The organism is Streptomyces hilarionis (genome assembly GCF_024539675.1).
GTDB lineage: Bacteria > Actinomycetota > Actinomycetes > Streptomycetales > Streptomycetaceae > Streptomyces > Streptomyces hilarionis.
In genome coordinates this window covers 1-16,783 of sequence record NZ_JAHHIT010000003.1, presented here as the reverse complement: position 1 = coordinate 16,783, position 16,783 = coordinate 1, and the positions used below count along the sequence as shown (strand labels likewise).

Genomic DNA, 16,783 nt, shown 5'->3' with positions numbered 1-16,783 from the left:
CACGACGCGGACGGTGTAGTCCAGGTTCGCGCTCAGGATCACCGTCGCACCGAAGCCGGCCGCGGCGAGGACGTCCCGCATCGCACCCGACATCGCCTCGACGACCTCGCGAGCGAACTTCTCCGCGAGGGCGCCCTCCTCGGCGTCGTCCTGCCGGCGGTACGTGTTCACGACCGGCGCCACGCCCCAGCCGATCCAGACCCCGGCGCCCTCCGCCTCCCTGCGGAGGTCCACCCACACGACTGCTCCGGGCCCGTACCCCGCGGCCATGCCGTCCGGCAGCACCGGGAGGCCCGCGCAGGCCAGATGGTGCCGGACCGCGGCCGCCGCCTGCCGGCGTGCCCGCAGCGTCTCCGCGTCGGCCCGGTCGTCCTCCTGCGGCCGCTCCCGTTTCCACCACCCCATGGCACGCAGGGTAGCGGTACTCGTGCGCAACGCGCGTAAAAAGGGCGGGACCCCGGATGGTGATCCGGGGTCCCGCCCTTTGAACGCTGCCGACGCCTAAGGCGTACTACTGGCCGTCAGTTGTCGTCCTCGTCGATGAGGAAACCGCGCATCGGCGAGGGAGCCTGTCCCATCGGGGAGGGACCCTGCGGACGCACCGGAGCCATCGGCTGAGTCATCGCCGGCGACATCTGCTGCTGGCCGCCGTAGGACGGCGCGGCCGGGCTGGGAGCGCCCATGCCCGGGTTGCCGCCGTAGGACGGGGCACTGGCGCCGGCCGGAGCCATCGAGGGCGCCGGGGACGGCGGCAGGGAGGCCGTGGCCGGAGTGCGCGGCGGAGCGAGCGAGTCGTCGGCCTGGGTCTCCAGCTGACGCAGCTGGGACTCGAGGTACGACTTCAGACGCGTGCGGTACTCGCGCTCGAAGCCGCGCAGGTCCTCGACCTTGCGCTCCAGCGTGGCGCGGGCGGACTCCAGGGAGCCCATCGCGACGCGGTGCTTCTCCTGCGCGTCCCGCTCCAGGGCGTCGGCCTTGGCACGGGCGTCGCGCTCGAGACCCTCGGCACGCGAACGCGCCTCGCCGACGATCTTGTTGGCCTCGGAACGGGCCTCGGCGATCGCCTGGTCGGCGGTCTGCTGGGCCAGCGAGAGGACACGCGCGGCGCTGTCGCCACCGGGACCCTGACCGGGGCCGCCCATCGGACCGCCCATGGGGCCGCCCATCGGACCGCCCATCTGCTGCTGCATGGGGGGCTGGCCGCCCATGCCCTGGCCCATGGGGCCCTGGCCCATCGGACCCTGGCCCATGGGGCCGGGACCCTGCGGGCCACCCTGTCCGCCGGGACCGGCGGGCAGCTGCGGCGCACCGCTCGGCAGCTGGGGCGGGCCGCCCATGGGGCCGCCCATCTGCTGCTGCGGCGGGCCCGATATGCCGGCGGGCACCGGAGCGCCCGGACCTCGCATGCCCTGCGGAGGCATCCCCTGCTGAGGCATGCCGCCCTGCTGCATGCCGCCTTGCTGCATACCGCCCTGCTGCATGCCGCCTTGCTGCATACCGCCCTGCTGCATGCCACCCTGCTGCATACCGCCCTGCTGGGGCATGCCGCCCTGCTGCTGGTCCTGCTCGGGGGGCTTGCGCATGTTCTGCTGGTTCTGGGCAGCAGCGCGCGTGGCCGCGGCCAGTTTGGCGCGCAGGTCCTCGTTCTCGCGGAGCAGGCGCGTCAGTTCGGCTTCGACCTCGTCGAGGAAGGCATCGACCTCGTCCTCGTCATAGCCTTCTCGGAGGCGGACGGTCGTGAACTGCTTGTTCCGCACGTCCTCGGGGGTCAACGGCATCTCTTCACCTCAACGTAGTCGTCGGCATCGGCAAGACGGTAGTTCACATCGCTCACAGCCGGCTCACGATCGAGATCAGGATGTAGACGATGATCATCAGTACGAAGAAGGACAGGTCGAGCGCCACGCCCCCGAGACGCAACGGCGGGATGACCCGCCGCAGAAGCTTGAGCGGTGGATCGGTGACAGTGTAAGTGGCCTCCAGAACGACCACCATCGCCTTGCCGGGCTGCCATGAGCGGGCGAACTGGAAGACATAGTCCATGACCAACCGGAAGATGAGCACGATGAGGAAGACCATCAGCGCGATGTAGACGACATCCAGGACCACGCTCATGTTCGGTGCTTCCCTCTCCCCTGCTCTGTGCCGATCTGTACTGCTTGTTGCTGCTCTGTACTGCTTGTTCCGGTCGTGCGTCTCAGCTCTGGTTGAAGAACCCGCCCTCTGCGATGCGGGCCTTGTCCTCCGCCGTGACATCGACGTTAGCAGGCGACAACAGGAACACCTTCTGCGTCACCCGCTCGATGCTGCCGTGAAGACCAAACACCAAACCGGCCGCAAAGTCGACAAGTCGCTTCGCGTCTGTGTCATCCATCTCAGTCAGATTCATGATCACCGGGGTGCCCTCACGGAAGTGTTCCCCGATGGTACGGGCCTCGTTGTAGGTCCGGGGGTGAAGCGTGGTGATCCGGTAAGGCTCTCGTTCGGACACGACCTTGGGCATGATCACCGGTGCGTTCTTCTCCAGGGACTGACGTTCTTGTGTGATGGATGCCACGGGCGCAATGCGCGCCGGACGTCCCGATTCCGCGGCGAGCGAAGCGGATCGCGCCACCGGCTCACGCGGAGCGGGCGGCTGCACGACACGCACCTCTTCGTCCCGTGGGGACTGATGCGCTCCGTGTGACTGGTGGGACGGCTCGTGCCGCCGGTGATCCCGTTCGGGTTCCGGGTCGAGCTCGGGTTCGAAGTCGTCGTCGGGGTCGAATCCCCGGCCGTCGTACCCATCGTCCTCCACGAGGCCGAGGTAGACCGCCATCTTGCGCATCGCGCCGGCCATGCTCTGAGTCCTCCGCTCTGTGGTGGATCGACTTCCGACTGCCAAGTCCCGCGATCCACGTGGCCCTTCTGTCCGCCTATCGGCGGTAATGACCATATTTTCTACTGTGGTCCGACTTCCTGGCGACGTTACCCGAGCCTGGGGCGGACTCCGAGTACCGCAGTGCCGACGCGCACATGTGTCGCTCCGGCCGCCACGGCCTCCTCGAGGTCCGCACTCATCCCTGCCGACACCATGTTCGCAGCAGGATGGGCTCGGCGCAGGTCAGTCGACAAATCCATCAACCGCCCGAACGCTGCCCGTTGACGCCCCGCGTACTCCCCGGTCAGAGGTGCGACGGTCATCACTCCGTCGATCCGCAGCCCCGGTGAGCCCGCGATGAGGTCCGCCAACTCCGCCACCCCGCCGGGGGCCACGCCACCGCGCTCGCCCCGCTCGCTCGCCCCCGCGTCCAGAGCGACCTGGACCAGGCAGCCGACCTCGCGGCCGGCCCGCACGGCCTCCTTCGACAGGGCGGTCACCAGCCTGGCGCGGTCCACGGACTGCACGACGTCGGCGTAACCCACCACGGAACGGACCTTGTTGGTCTGCAACTGGCCCACGAAGTGCCAGCTGAGCGGCAGGTCGGAGCAGTCGGCCGCCTTGGGGGCCGCGTCCTGGTCCTTGTTCTCGGCGACGTGCCGCACGCCGAGCCGCGACAGGATCCGCACGTCGCTCGCCGGGTAGGTCTTGGTGACCACGATCAGCGTCACGTCCTGCGGCGCGCGCCCGGCGGCCGTGCACGCGGCGGCGATGCGCTCGCGCACGTTCGCCAGTTTCGCGGCGAGTTCGTCCTCACGGTCCGTCATGTGCATCAGTCCAGCCAGACATATCCCGCGAGTCGCCCCGTGGTGCGATCGCGGCGGTACGAGAAGTGATCGTCCGACTCCCGTGTGCACACGGGCGAGGCCTCCCGGTCGTGCACCCCGAGCCGGTCGAGCTGCGCGTGCACCCCGGCGCTCACGTCGACCGCGGGAGTGCCCCAGCTCGTCTCGGCGCGCGCCGCCGGTTCGACGGCGGCCACCTCGGCGCGCATCGCCTCGGGCACCTCGTAGCACCGGCCGCACACGGCGGGGCCGGTGCGGGCCACGATCCGGGCCGGGTCGGCGCCGAGCCTCTTCATGGCGTCGACCGCGGCGGGCACGATCCCGGCGACCATGCCGGGCCGTCCGGCGTGGGCGGCGGCGGCCACCCCGGCCACCGGATCGGCCAGCAGCACCGGCACGCAGTCCGCCGTCAGCACGGCGAGGGCGAGTCCGCGGGACGCGGTGACCAGCGCGTCGACCGCGGGGATGTGCGGGGCGGTCCACGGTCCGGCGACCTCGGCCACCTCGTTGCCGTGCACCTGGTTCATCCAGACGACCCGGCCCGGGTCCAGTCCGAGCGACCCGGCGGCCAGTTCGCGGTTGGCCCGCACGGCGTCCGGGTCGTCGCCGACCGCTCCGCCGAGGTTGAGCTGCTCATACGGAGCGGCGCTCACCCCGCCCCACCGGTCGGTGAAGGCGAAGTGCGCGCCGCTCACGCTCTCGCGCTGTCCTATCACTTCAGGAAGTCCGGCACGTCCAGTTCCTCGGCCGCGCTGTCCGTGTAGGTCCGCGACGGCGGCACCGGCGGGGAGACCGAGAGGTCGGCGGCCGGCTCGGGGGCCGGCTCCGGCTCCTCCTTCGGCGTGACGCTGCCGAGCGAGCCGAACGACGGACGGCTCTCGGGCTGGCGTACCGGGGTGGGCTCCTCGCGGCGGCCCGAGGACGAGGACGACCCGATGACGGTCTCCCGCCGCGCCGGGGGCTGGCCCCCGTCGAAGCCGGCCGCGATCACGGTGACCCGGACCTCGTCGCCGAGCGCGTCGTCGATGACCGCGCCGAAGATGATGTTGGCCTCCGGGTGGGCCGCCTCGCTGACCAGCTGGGCGGCCTCGTTGATCTCGAACAGGCCGAGGTCGGAGCCGCCGGAGATGGAGAGCAGCACCCCGCGGGCGCCGTCGATGGAGGCCTCGAGCAGCGGCGAGGAGATCGCCATCTCGGCGGCGGCCACCGCGCGGTCGTCGCCTCGGGCCGAGCCGATGCCCATGAGGGCCGATCCGGCCTCGGACATGACCGACTTGACGTCGGCGAAGTCGAGGTTGATCAGACCGGGGGTGGTGATGAGGTCGGTGATGCCCTGGACACCGGAGAGCAGGACCTGGTCGGCCGACTTGAAGGCGTCCAGGACCGAGACCTGGCGGTCCGAGATGGACAGCAGCCGGTCGTTGGGGATGACGATGAGGGTGTCGACCTCTTCGCGGAGCTCGGCGATGCCGTCCTCCGCCTGGTTGGCGCGGCGCCGGCCCTCGAAGGTGAAGGGGCGGGTGACCACGCCGATGGTGAGGGCGCCGAGGTTGCGTGCGATGTTGGCCACGACCGGCGCGCCGCCGGTGCCGGTGCCGCCGCCTTCACCGGCCGTCACGAAGACCATGTCGGCCCCCTTGAGGACCTCCTCGATCTCCTCGCGGTGATCCTCTGCGGCCTTGCGGCCGACGGCCGGGTTGGCGCCGGCGCCGAGTCCGCGGGTGAGTTCGCGGCCGACGTCGAGTTTGACGTCGGCGTCGCTCATCAACAGCGCCTGCGCGTCGGTGTTGATGGCGATGAACTCGACGCCCTTGAGACCGACCTCGATCATCCGGTTGATGGCATTGACACCACCGCCGCCGACACCGATGACTTTGATGACTGCGAGGTAGTTCTGCGGTGCTGCCACGTCGAAGGCCTCTCGCCTCGAGTTACGTGTCGTCGCCTCGCAGGTGATGCGATTCGACGACTGATGCCGAATGGGACGGTCCGTTTCGCCGACCCGAACCCTAACGCTGAAGTTTAGGGTTACCAGTGTGTCCGTTCCTTGAAGTCTTCTGAACAGGACACTAAGTCGACAAGTGGCGCCCGTTCAACGAACACGCCGAACCTCCCGTTTTTCTTTTCACCCTATGTGATCAGCCGTGTCGCTGCCCAACCAGGGTGCTGGCCTGCGCGGATGTGCGTCAACTCCCCGATGACGCGGGGGCGGTGGGAGCGCTGACGTCGAAGTGCCGCGCGCCCGGGGCCGCTTTCATGAGAGCGGTCAGTGCGCGGCCCTTGGCGGCGCCCTTCTCGGCACTCCCCCAGGCCACCGTGCGGCCGCGCCCCAGCTCCAGCGAGATGTCGTCGTAGGAGCGGACCTTGACGACCCTGGTCTCCCGCGCGACGGCGGCCGGCAGGGAACCGGCGGCGGCGACCGCCTCGCGCACCAGCCGCTGCGCGCCGAAGCGGCGCAGGCTCGCGGCGGCCGAACGTGAGGAGGAAACGGCCGTTTCGAGAAGCGGCACCCCGGCGGGGGCCTCGGAAACCGTGGCGAAACGGACGCCTTCGTCGTCGACTTCCACGAATTTCGACCCTTTTCGCACCAGGAGAACCGGAGTGCGCTCGGTGACTTTCAGGTCGATTCCGTGCGGCCAGGAACGGACCGCCTCCACCGCGTCGATCCGGGGGAGTTCCCGGCGCAGCCGCGCCTCGATCGCGTCGGTGTCGACGGAGACCAGCGGCGCCCCGACCGGCACGTCGGCGGCCTCGCGCACCTGCTGGGGCGTCAGCACCGCCGTGCCCGAGACGGCGACGCTGCGCACCCGCAGCCACTGCGAGCCGTACAACGCCCAGACGGCGCCGGCGCCCAGGAGGACGACGGCACACGCCAGGACGATGATCGTACGAAGTCGACGCGTACCCCGTCGCCGGACGGGGGGCGGGCCGGACGAGTCCTGCTGGCGTGCACCGCGCTCGGCGGTGTCTGATCCGGCCACGCTCCCTGCCCTTTCGTCAGACGTGCCTAACGGTGTGCACGAGAGGCGGCGATCGCCTCGTACACCATGCCGACGAGGAGGTCGTCGGCGTCGCGGCGGCCGAACTCGCTGGCCGCGCGGGACATCTCGTACAGCCGGTGCGGGTCGGCGAGGACGGGCAGGACGTTCTCCCGGACCCAGTCGGGGGTCAGTTCCGCGTCGTCGACCAGCAGTCCGCCGCCCGCCTTGACCACCGGCTGGGCGTTGAGGCGCTGTTCGCCGTTGCCGATCGGCAGCGGGACGTAGGCGGCCGGGAGCCCGACGGCGGAGAGCTCGGCGACGGTCATCGCGCCCGCCCGGCAGAGCATCATGTCGGCCGCGGCGTACGCGAGGTCCATCCGCTCGACGTACGGTACCGGGATGTACGGGGGCATCCCCGGCATCTGCTGCACGTGCGGCAGTTCGTTCTTCGGGCCGACCGCGTGCAGGATCTGGATGCCGGCCTGCTGGAGCCACGGCGCGACCTGCTGGACGACCTCGTTCAGCCGGCGCGCGCCCTGCGATCCGCCGGAGACCAGCAGGGTCGGCAGGTTGGGGTCCAGGCCGAACATGTGCCGGGCCTCGGGGCGGGCCGCGGCGCGGTCCAGGGTGGCGATGGAGCGGCGCAGCGGGATGCCGATGTAGCGGGCGTCGCGCAGCTTGCTGTCGGGCGTGGAGACCGCGACCCGGGCCGCGTAGCGCGAACCGATCTTGTTGGCCAGACCGGGGCGGGCGTTGGCCTCGTGGACGACGATCGGCACGCCGAGGCGCTTGGCGGCGAGGTAGCCGGGCAGGGCCACGTAACCGCCGAAGCCGACGACGGCGTCCGCCTTGGTGCGCTCCAGGATCTGCTCGGCGGCCTTGATCGTGCCGCGCAGCCGGCCCGGGACGGTGATCAGCTCAGGGGTGGGCTTGCGCGGCAGGGGCACGGCGGGGATCAGCGCGAGCTCGTAGCCCCGCTGCGGAACGAGCGTGGTCTCCAGGCCGCGCTCCGTGCCCAGGGCCGTGATCCCACAGCCGGGGTCCTGCCTGCGCAGGGCGTCCGCGAGGGCGAGCGCGGGCTCGATGTGGCCGGCGGTCCCCCCACCAGCGAGTACGACATGCACCGAAATTCACCGCTCTCCGGACGGGCGCGCCGCCGAGGCACGCCGTCGCATCGTGTTCCATCTCCGGGGGCTCCGGTCGAACGCCGAGCCCCCCGACCCCCGCTTTCTACCAAAGCGGGGATGCCGCATCGCAAGCGCCGCCCGCGCAGCGGGCTCGTCGCGTGCGAAGGCGATCAGCAGCCCGATGGCGAACATGGTCGGCAGCAGGGCGGAGCCCCCGTAGGAGAACAGCGGGAGGGGGACGCCGGCGATCGGCAGCAGGCCGAGCACCGCACCGATGTTGATCACCGCCTGAGCGGTGATCCAGGTGGTCACACCTCCCGCGGCGTACCTCACGAAGGGGTCCTCCGTGCGTCCGGCCACGCGGATACCCGCATAGCCTAGAGCCGCGAACAGGGCGAGCACCGACAGCGTCCCCGCCAGGCCCAGTTCCTCGCCGGTGACGGCGAAGATGAAGTCGGTGTGGGCTTCGGGGAGTTGACCCCATTTCTCCACACTCGCGCCGAGGCCGGAGCCGAAGATCCCGCCGGAGGCCAGGGCGTAGATCCCGTGCACGGCCTGCCAGCAGGCGTCGCCCGGTCCGGGGTCGGTGGCGCCGATGCACTGGAGGCGGGCCATGCGGTTGGGGCTGGTCTTGATGAGGATCACGCCGAGGGTGGCGGCGATCGACAGGACCCCGACGAAGAGCCGGGTGGGGGCCCCCGCGAGCCACAGCAGGCCGAACAGGATCGCCGTCAGGATGATCGCCGTGCCCATGTCGCCGCCCAGCATGATCAGCCCGAGCAGCATGAAGGCGACCGGCACCAGCGGCACCAGCATGTGCTTCCACTGGGCGAGCAGGTTCTTGTCCTGTTTGCGGGCGAGCAGGTCGGCGCTCCACAGCACGAGCGCGAGCTTGCCGAACTCGCTGGGCTGGATCTGGAAGGAGCCGCCGAGCGAGATCCAGTTCTGGTTGCCGTTGACCGACATCCCTATCCCGGGCACCTGCACCAGGGCCATGAGGAAGACGGCGCCCGCGAGGATCGGGTAGGCGAGCCCGCGGTGCAGTTTCACCGGCATCCGCGACGCCACGAGCAGCAGCACCGCGCCGATGGAGGCGGCCAGGAACTGTTTGCGGAAGAAGAACGACCCGGGGAGCGACATCTGCAGCGCGGTGATCTGGGAGGCCGAGTAGACCATCACCAGTCCCAGCACGGTGATCAGCAGGCTGCCGCCGAAGATCAGGTAGTAGGCCGTCAGCGGCCGGTCCCAGGCCTTCCTGGCGCGTGTGTGGAGGCGTCGCAGGGGGTTGTCGCGGCCCGGACGGGACGGCGCCGGGGGTCGGCGGACGGTGCGCTGGACGGGCGGACGCCCGGTACGGCTACCGGGCATCGCGCGCCCCGTAGCCGCTGAGTCGTCCGCTGTACGTCGGCCGTGACGGTCCCACGCGTCCCTCCCAAGGTCGCCCGGCAGGCGGCCGGGTCAGGCGCCGAGTTCGCGGACGGCCTGTGCGAACGCGTCACCGCGCTGGTTGTAGTTGACGAACATGTCCATGGAGGCGCAGGCCGGGGCGAGGAGCACCGTGTCCCCGGCGACGGCGAGGCGCCGGGCCTCCTGGACAGCCGCGAGCATCGCCCCAGTGTCGGTCCGGTCGAGGTCGACGACGGGTACTTCCGGGGCGTGTCGCGCCAGGGCTTCGCGGATCAGGGCGCGGTCGGCGCCGATGAGGACCACGGCGCGCAGCCGGGCGGCCGACTCGGCCACGAGCTCGTCGAAGGTCGCCCCCTTGGCGAGGCCGCCCGCGATCCAGACGATCGACGGGTAGGACGCCAACGAGGCTTGCGCCGCATGCGTGTTGGTGGCCTTGGAGTCGTCGACGTAGGCGACGCCGTCCACGTCCGCCACGTGGGCGATGCGGTGGGCGTCCGGGGTGAAGGCCCGCAGACCGTCGCGGACGGCCCTGGCGGGCACGCCGTAGGCGCGGGCGAGGGCCGCCGCGGCAAGGGCGTTGGCGATGTTGTGCGGGGCGGGCGGGTCGACGTCGGCGACCTCGGCGAGTTCCTGGGCGTTCTTCTGCCGGTTCTCGACGAAGGCGCGGTCGACCAGGATGCCGTCCACCACGCCGAGTTGGGACGGGGCGGGCGCGCCGAGGGTGAAGCCGACCGCCCGGCAGCCCTCCTCGACGTCCGCCTCGCGCACCAGGTCTTCGGTGGCCTTGTCGGCCGCGTTGTAGACGCAGGCGACCCGATTGCCCTCGTAGACGCGCCCCTTGTCCCTGGCGTACGCCTCCATGGAGCCGTGCCAGTCGAGGTGGTCGGGGGCGAGGTTGAGGACGGCGGCGGAGTGGGCGCGCAGCGAGGGCGCCCAGTGCAGCTGGTAGCTGGAGAGTTCGACGGCGAGGACGTCGTACTGCTCGTCGCCGACCACCGCGTCCAGCAGCGAGACGCCGATGTTGCCGACGGCGGCCGTACGCAGGCCGGCGGCCTCGAGGATCGAGGCCAGCATCCGGGTGGTGGTCGTCTTGCCGTTGGTGCCGGTGACGCAGAGCCAGGGGGCGGCCTGCCTGCCGTCCAGCCCCCTGAGCCGCCAGGCGAGTTCGACGTCGCCCCAGACCGGCACGCCGGCCGCGTGCGCGGCCGCGAACAGCGGCTTGTCCGGCTTCCAGCCGGGGGCGGTGACGACGAGTTCGGCGCCGTCGGGCAGGGTGTCGCCGTCGCCGAGGCGCACGGTCACGCCCAGCGCCTCCAGTTCGGCGGCCTGCTCCCGCGCGCGGGCGTCGTCGCCGTCGTTGACGACGGTGACGTGTGCGCCGAGCCCGTGCAGCACCTTGGCCGCCGGGACGCCGGAGACCCCGAGTCCGGCGACGGTGACGTGCTTCCCCTGCCAGTCGGTCACTTGTCCGCTGCCCATCCCGCGTAGAAGAGACCCAGTCCGACGATCACACAGATGCCCTGGATGATCCAGAAACGGACCACGACCAGGACCTCGGACCAGCCCTTGAGTTCGAAGTGGTGCTGAAGTGGCGCCATGCGGAAGACGCGCTTGCCGGTGAGCTTGAAGGAGCCGACCTGGATGACCACCGACATGGTGATCAGCACGAACAGGCCGCCCAGGAGCGCGATCAGCAGCTCGGTGCGGGAGCAGATCGCGAGGCCGGCGAGCACGCCGCCGAGCGCCAGCGAACCGGTGTCGCCCATGAAGATCTTGGCCGGCGAGGTGTTCCACCACAGGAAGCCGAGGCAGGCGCCCATCAGCGCCGAGGCGATGACCGCGAGGTCCAGCGGGTCGCGCACCTCGTAACAGGCGCTGGGGTTGGTCAGGGTCTCGCCGTTGGCGCAGGACTCCTGGAACTGCCAGACGCCGATGAACGTGTAGGCGCCGAAGACGAGGACGGAGGCGCCGGTGGCCAGGCCGTCCAGACCGTCGGTCAGGTTCACGCCGTTGGACATCGCCAGGATCATGAACAGCGCCCAGACCACGAACAGCACGGGGCCGATCGTCCAGCCGAAGTCCGTGATGAACGACAGCTTGGTGGAGGCGGGCGTGTTGCCCCGGTTGTCGGAGAACTGAAGGGACAGCACCGCGAAGGCGATGCCGACGATCAGCTGGCCGGCCATCTTCGCCTTGGCCCGCAGACCCAGCGAACGACGCTTGACGATCTTGATGTAGTCGTCGAGGAAGCCCACCAGGCCCATGCCGCACATCAGGCCCAGCACCAGCAGACCGGAGTAGGTCGGCGGCTTGCCGGTGATCACCTTGGACAGGAAGTACGCGGCGACCGTCGCGAGGATGAAGGCGATGCCGCCCATGGTCGGCGTACCGCGCTTGCTGGCGTGCTCGCGCGGGCCGTCGTCGCGGATGTACTGCCCGTAGCCCTTGCGCGCCAGCAGCTTGATCAGCAGCGGCGTGCCGACCAGCGTCAGGAAGAGGCCGATCACTCCCGCGAACAGGATCTGATTCATCATCGGGCGACGCCCTCACCCTCGGCGCCGGTCGCGAGCAGCGCCTGCGCGACGCTCTCGAGGCCGACCGAACGGGACGCCTTCACGAGCACGACGTCCCCCGGGCGCAACTCGCTGCGCAACAGGTCGACAGCCGCCTGTGCGTCGGACACGTGCACCGACTCCTCACCCCACGAACCCTCGTTATATGCGCCCAGTTGCAGCCAGGCGGCTTCCCTGCCCCCGACCGCGACGAGCTTGCCGACATTGAGCCGGACGGCGAGCCGTCCGACCGCGTCGTGCTCGGCGAGCGCCTCGTCCCCGAGCTCGGCCATCTTGCCGAGCACCGCCCAGGTCCGGCCCCCCGTCGCCTGTGAGGCTTTGCCCATTGCGGCGAGCGCGCGCAGAGCGGCTCGCATGGACTCGGGGTTCGCGTTGTAGGCGTCGTTGACGATCGTCACGCCGTCCGGGCGCTCGGTGACCTCCATACGCCAACGGGAGAGGGAGCCCGCCTCGGAGAGCGCGGTGGCGATCTCTTCCGCGGACATGCCCAGCTCATGGGCGACGGCGGCCGCGGCGAGCGCGTTCGACACGTGATGCTCACCGTACAGGCGCATGGTCACATCGCTGCACCCGGAGGGTGTGCGAAGGCTGAAGGCGGGCTGTCCGCTGTCCGTGAGTCGCACGTTCTCGGCCCGAACGTCCGCTTCGTCGGACTCTCCGAAAAGGACCACCTTCGCCTGTGTACGGGAGGCCATGGCGCGCACCGCGGGGTCGTCGGCGTTGAGGACCGCGACGCCGCCCTCGTTCGCCGGCGGGAGGGCCTCGACCAGCTCGCCCTTTGCCTGTGCGATCTGTTCGCGGCCGCCGAACTCGCCGATGTGGGCGGTGCCGACGTTGAGCACGAGGCCGATCCGCGGGGGCGTCAGACCGGTGAGGTAGCGGATGTGGCCGATCCCGCGGGCGCCCATCTCCAGCACGAGGAAGCGGGTCTCCTCGGTGGCCGACAGCGCCGTCAGCGGCAGCCCGATCTCGTTGTTGAGCGAGCCGGGCGTGAACACGGTCGGCGCCTTGCGCCGGAGCACCTGGGCGATCAGGTCCTTGGTGCTGGTCTTGCCGGCCGAGCCGGTGAGAGCGACGAGGGTCGCGCCGAGCGTGTGCACGACGTGCCGGGCGAGGGCGCCGAGGGCCGCCTGGACATCGTCCACGACGATCGCGGGGACGCCCACGGGGCGTGAGGCCAGTACGGCCGCCGCGCCCGCCTCGACGACCCGGGCCGCGTAGTCGTGGCCGTCCACGCGTTCGCCGACGAAGGCGACGAAGAGGCTGCCGGGCTCCACCTCGCGGGAGTCCCGGACGACCGGTCCGGTGACCCGCACGGACGGATCCGGTATGTCGTGCGTCTGCCCGCCGACGACTGCTGCGATCTCGGCGAGGGAGAGGGCGATCACAAGTTCATCCCTGGGTCTGCTGGATAGCTTCGCGAAGCACCTGGCGGTCGTCGAACGGACGGACGACGCCGGCGATGTCCTGGCCCTGCTCATGCCCCTTGCCCGCGATCAGCACGGTGTCCCCCGCGTGCGCGCGGGCCACGACCGCGGCGATGGCGGCGGCCCGGTCCTCGAACAGCAGGACCTCGCCGCGTTCGTGCGCGGGCACGGACGCCGCGCCTTCGAGCATGGTCGCGAGGATCGCGAGCGGATCCTCGGAGCGGGGGTTGTCGGAGGTCAGCACGGCGGTGTCGGCGAGCCGGGCGGCGGCGGCGCCCATCGGGCCCCGCTTGGTGCGGTCCCGGTCCCCGCCGCAGCCGAGGACGACGTGCAGCCGCCCCTTGGTGACCTTGCGCAGCGCCCGCAGGACCGACTCGACGGCGTCCGTCTTGTGGGCGTAGTCGACGACCGCCAGGTAGGGCTGTCCGGCGTCCACCCGCTCCAGGCGGCCCGGCACGCCCGGCACGGCGGCGACGCCGTCGGCGGCGGTCTGCGGGTCGATGCCGGCGGCGGCGAGGGAGACGATCGCGGCGAGGGTGTTCGCCACGTTGAAGGAGCCGGGCAGCGGGGACCTGGCGGCCACCCGCACCCCGCCCGGACCCACCACGGCGAACGTCGAGTCCATGGGGCCGATCTCGACGTCGACCGCGCGCCAGTCGGCGTCCGGGTGGCCCTCGGCGGAGAAGGTGACGACCGGGACCTCGGCCTCCTCGATCAGCCGCCTGCCGTACGCGTCGTCGAAGTTGACCACGCCGAGTCTGCTGCGTTCTCGCGTGAAGAGCCGCGCCTTGGCCTGGAAGTAGTCCTCCATGCCGGAGTGGAACTCCATGTGCTCCGGGCTCAGGTTGTTGAACACGGCGATGTCGAAGACGCAGCCGTCGACCCGGCCGAGCACCAGGGCGTGGCTGGAGACCTCCATGGCGACGGCCTCGACGCCGCGCTCGCGCATGACGGCGAACAGGGCCTGGAGGTCGGTGGCCTCGGGGGTGGTGCGCTCGGACTTGATGCGCTCGTCGCCGATGCGCATCTCGACGGTGCCGATGAGCCCGGTGGACCGGACCGACTTCAGGCCGCCCTCGACGAGATACGCGGTGGTGGTCTTGCCCGAGGTGCCCGTGATGCCGATCTGGAGCAGATCGCGGCCGGGGCGCCCGTAGATGGTGGCCGCCAGCTCGCCCATCGCCCCGCGCGGGTCGTCGACGACCAGGGCCGGCAGGCCGGTCGCGGCGACGCGCTCGGCGCCGGCCGGATCGGTCAGGACGGCCACCGCGCCCAGGCTCGCGGCCTGGGAGACGAAGTCGGCGCCGTGCAGACGGGCCCCCGGAAGGGCGGCGTACAGGTCGCCGGGGCGGACCGCGCGCGAGTCATGGGTGATGCCCGTGACCTCGGCGGCGGCGCCTTCCGGCTGCGCGGCGCCCAGCTGATCGGCGAGGTCCGCGAGGGGTGTGGCGCAGACCTGGACCGGTCGCGGCGGCCCCGGATATGTCACGGAAGCGCCCTTCTGGGTGATGTGGGACTGATCAGCGTGTGGCACGGCGGTGAGCGTACCGGGCGCACCCGCCCGGGGGCGAAGCGAGGGCGCTGCGGGGGACGCGGGCGGTGCGGGTTTCCCGGGGTCGGGAGTGATCATGGTCACGGGCTCGGTTCCTGGCTTGTTCGGCGCTGAACAGTGGCGGGCGGTGGTCGTGGGCGGACGGCGGGTCGGCCGGGGGTCCGTCCCGGGCCGCCCGTCGGGGACGGCCCGGGTCGGGCGCGGTCCGGTCAGGGGGTGAAGGACACCGGCAGGTTCGCCGCCTTCGCCCCGGTCGGCGGGACCTGGAGGGTCTTGAGGGCGAACTCCATGACCTTCTTGAAGACGGGACCGCAGATCTGGCCGCCGAAGTAGCTGCCCTCGGTGGCGTTCTGGATCGCGCAGTACACGGTGATCCGGGGGTTGTCGGCGGGCGCGAACCCGGCGAACGACGAGGTGTAGCCCTTGTAGGTGCCGGTGGCCGGATCCACTCGGTTGGCGGTGCCCGTCTTGCCCGCGACGCGGTAGCCGGGGATGCGCGCCTTGGCGCCCGTTCCCTGCTCGTCGTCCACGACCGACTCCAGCATCTGGGCGAGGGTCTTCGCCGTCTTCTGGCTGACGACCCGTGACTTGGCGGGCGCCCGGGCCGGAGTGAAGCGGCCGTCCGGCCCCCGCGCGCCGCGCACCAGCGTGGGTTCGACGCGGACCCCGCCGTTGGCGATCGTGGAGTACACCGAGGCCGCTTGCAGCGCGTTGAGCGACATGCCCTGGCCGAAGGGGATCGTGTACTGCTGCGAGGTGGACCACTTGGCGGGCGCGGCGAGGATGCCCTTGGTCTCGCCGGGGAAACCGAGCCCGGTGTGGCTGCCGATGCCGAACCTGCGCAGGTACGAGTACAGGACCCGGTTGGCCTGGGCCTGCGTCTTGCCGAGCTGGCCGGTGGCGAGGATCGTGCCGATGTTGCTGGACTTGGCGAGCACGCCGTTGAGCGTGAGGTACCAGGTGGCGTGGTCGACGTCGTCCTGGAACAGCCGGTCGCCGCGGTGCAGCCGGTTGGGCACCGTGACATGGGTCAGCGGGGTGGCGGCGTTCTCCTCCAGCACGGCGGCCATCGACATGACCTTGGCGGTGGAGCCGGGCTCGTAGGCGTCCTGGACGGCGGCGTTGCCCAGGTCGGCGGCGCGGGCCTTGGACAGGTCGTTGGGGTCGAAACCGGGCGAGTTGGCCATCGCGAGGATCTCGCCGGTGCGGGTGTCCTGCACTATGACGTAGCCGCGGTCCGCCTTCGACTCCTCGACCTGGTCGGTGATGGCGTTCTGCGCGGCCCACTGGATGTCGCGGTCGATCGTGAGCTCGACGTCGGAGCCGGGCACCGCCGGGGTCTCGGTGGAGCCCGCGGTGGGCACCTGGCGGCCGCCGGACTGGGCGTAGCGGATCTTGCCGTCCTTGCCGGCCAGGGTGCTGTTCAGCTGCTGTTCGACGCCGCCGCCGCCCTTGCCGTCGGCGTTGACCCAGCCCAGTATCCCGGCGGCGAGGTCGCCGTTGGGGTACACGCGCTTGCTGCTGGGCACGGAGAAGACCCCGGCGAGGACGTTGAGGGTGGTCCTGTCCGTCTCGGCCTTCGCGGACAGCGCGGACCTCAGGTCCCTGATCTGCTTCCAGACCTGGGGGGTCTGCCGGCCGGCGAGCTTGACGTAGCGCAGGTCGCGGTCCTTGGGCCGCAGCTTCCTGACGAGGGCGGCCTGATCCTGGCCGAGGATGGGGGCGAGGAGGGCGGCCGCCTGCTCCGGCCCGTCGTCCGCCTTGAGCAGCGGGCGGGCGAACATCGTGGGGTCGGCCGTGATGTCGTAGGCGTCCTCGCTGGTCGCGAAGGCCACCCCGGCGCGGTCGGTGATCTCGCCGCGCTCGGCGGCCAGCACCTGGCCGACGTACCGGTTCTGCTCGGCCTTGGCGGTGTAACTGCTCGCGTCGACGGCCTGCACCTGCAGCAGGCGCACCACGAACGCGAGGAGCACCAGCGTCAGCGCGAGCGCGACCATGCGCAGCCGGGGCC

15 protein-coding genes are annotated in these 16,783 nt (G+C 71.1%); all 15 read right to left on the bottom strand.

Annotation, left to right across the window (positions count from 1 at the left end; translation table 11 throughout):
• The coding region (locus KMS84_RS01405) for a hypothetical protein (RefSeq protein ID WP_256914123.1) at window positions 1-405 on the bottom strand (405 nt) is incomplete at its 3' end.
• A 116-nt stretch (window positions 406-521) separates the two neighbouring features.
• Complete coding sequence (locus tag KMS84_RS01400; protein WP_256914122.1) at window positions 522-1,778, bottom strand: DivIVA domain-containing protein; 1,257 nt, start codon at window positions 1,776-1,778, stop codon at window positions 522-524.
• A 52-nt stretch (window positions 1,779-1,830) separates the two neighbouring features.
• Window positions 1,831-2,115 carry a YggT family protein gene (locus KMS84_RS01395; RefSeq protein ID WP_020129925.1) on the bottom strand — a complete coding sequence of 95 codons (285 nt, stop codon included), beginning with the start codon at window positions 2,113-2,115 and terminating at the stop codon, window positions 1,831-1,833.
• Window positions 2,116-2,197: 82 nt separating this feature from the next.
• Window positions 2,198-2,839 carry a cell division protein SepF gene (locus tag KMS84_RS01390; RefSeq protein ID WP_256914121.1) on the bottom strand — a complete coding sequence of 214 codons (642 nt, stop codon included), beginning with the start codon at window positions 2,837-2,839 and terminating at the stop codon, window positions 2,198-2,200.
• A gap of 128 nt (window positions 2,840-2,967) precedes the next feature.
• Window positions 2,968-3,687: a YggS family pyridoxal phosphate-dependent enzyme gene (locus tag KMS84_RS01385; RefSeq protein ID WP_256914120.1), complete on the bottom strand. Its 720-nt coding sequence runs from the start codon at window positions 3,685-3,687 to the stop codon at window positions 2,968-2,970.
• A 5-nt stretch (window positions 3,688-3,692) separates the two neighbouring features.
• Window positions 3,693-4,421 (bottom strand): peptidoglycan editing factor PgeF, encoded by a 729-nt coding sequence (gene pgeF, locus KMS84_RS01380; RefSeq protein ID WP_256914119.1) that lies wholly within the window; start codon window positions 4,419-4,421, stop codon window positions 3,693-3,695.
• A complete protein-coding gene (ftsZ, locus tag KMS84_RS01375) occupies window positions 4,418-5,614 on the bottom strand; it encodes a cell division protein FtsZ (protein WP_256914118.1) in 1,197 nt (398 codons plus the stop codon). Before ftsZ ends, pgeF begins: the two co-directional genes overlap by 4 nt.
• A gap of 277 nt (window positions 5,615-5,891) precedes the next feature.
• A complete protein-coding gene (locus KMS84_RS01370) occupies window positions 5,892-6,686 on the bottom strand; it encodes a cell division protein FtsQ/DivIB (protein WP_256914117.1) in 795 nt (264 codons plus the stop codon).
• 26 nt (window positions 6,687-6,712) lie between these two features.
• Window positions 6,713-7,810, bottom strand: coding sequence for an undecaprenyldiphospho-muramoylpentapeptide beta-N-acetylglucosaminyltransferase (gene murG / locus KMS84_RS01365; protein ID WP_256914116.1), 1,098 nt, complete (start codon window positions 7,808-7,810; stop codon window positions 6,713-6,715).
• A 6-nt stretch (window positions 7,811-7,816) separates the two neighbouring features.
• A complete protein-coding gene (gene ftsW, locus KMS84_RS01360; protein WP_256914115.1) occupies window positions 7,817-9,181 on the bottom strand; it encodes a putative lipid II flippase FtsW in 1,365 nt (454 codons plus the stop codon).
• Window positions 9,182-9,271: 90 nt separating this feature from the next.
• Complete coding sequence (gene murD, locus KMS84_RS01355; RefSeq protein WP_256914114.1) at window positions 9,272-10,699, bottom strand: UDP-N-acetylmuramoyl-L-alanine--D-glutamate ligase; 1,428 nt, start codon at window positions 10,697-10,699, stop codon at window positions 9,272-9,274.
• Window positions 10,681-11,754: a phospho-N-acetylmuramoyl-pentapeptide-transferase gene (gene mraY, locus KMS84_RS01350; RefSeq protein WP_079662913.1), complete on the bottom strand. Its 1,074-nt coding sequence runs from the start codon at window positions 11,752-11,754 to the stop codon at window positions 10,681-10,683. Before mraY ends, murD begins: the two co-directional genes overlap by 19 nt.
• Window positions 11,751-13,181, bottom strand: coding sequence for a UDP-N-acetylmuramoyl-tripeptide--D-alanyl-D-alanine ligase (locus tag KMS84_RS01345; protein ID WP_256914113.1), 1,431 nt, complete (start codon window positions 13,179-13,181; stop codon window positions 11,751-11,753). The genes mraY and KMS84_RS01345 overlap by 4 nt, the downstream gene beginning before the upstream one ends.
• Before the next feature lie 4 nt (window positions 13,182-13,185).
• A complete protein-coding gene (locus tag KMS84_RS01340) occupies window positions 13,186-14,856 on the bottom strand; it encodes a UDP-N-acetylmuramoyl-L-alanyl-D-glutamate--2,6-diaminopimelate ligase (protein WP_438818888.1) in 1,671 nt (556 codons plus the stop codon).
• 125 nt (window positions 14,857-14,981) lie between these two features.
• The coding region (locus tag KMS84_RS01335; RefSeq protein ID WP_256914112.1) for a peptidoglycan D,D-transpeptidase FtsI family protein at window positions 14,982-16,783 on the bottom strand (1,802 nt) is incomplete at its 5' end.

Coding starts and splice junctions, on each gene's coding strand:
- KMS84_RS01400 (WP_256914122.1), bottom strand. CDS start 1,778: ATGCCGTTGACCCCCGAGGACGTGCGGAACAAGCAGTTCACGACCGTC.
- KMS84_RS01395 (WP_020129925.1), bottom strand. CDS start 2,115: ATGAGCGTGGTCCTGGATGTCGTCTACATCGCGCTGATGGTCTTCCTC.
- KMS84_RS01390 (WP_256914121.1), bottom strand. CDS start 2,839: ATGGCCGGCGCGATGCGCAAGATGGCGGTCTACCTCGGCCTCGTGGAG.
- KMS84_RS01385 (WP_256914120.1), bottom strand. CDS start 3,687: ATGACGGACCGTGAGGACGAACTCGCCGCGAAACTGGCGAACGTGCGC.
- ftsW (WP_256914115.1), bottom strand. CDS start 9,181: ATGCCCGGTAGCCGTACCGGGCGTCCGCCCGTCCAGCGCACCGTCCGC.
- murD (WP_256914114.1), bottom strand. CDS start 10,699: ATGGGCAGCGGACAAGTGACCGACTGGCAGGGGAAGCACGTCACCGTC.
- mraY (WP_079662913.1), bottom strand. CDS start 11,754: ATGATGAATCAGATCCTGTTCGCGGGAGTGATCGGCCTCTTCCTGACG.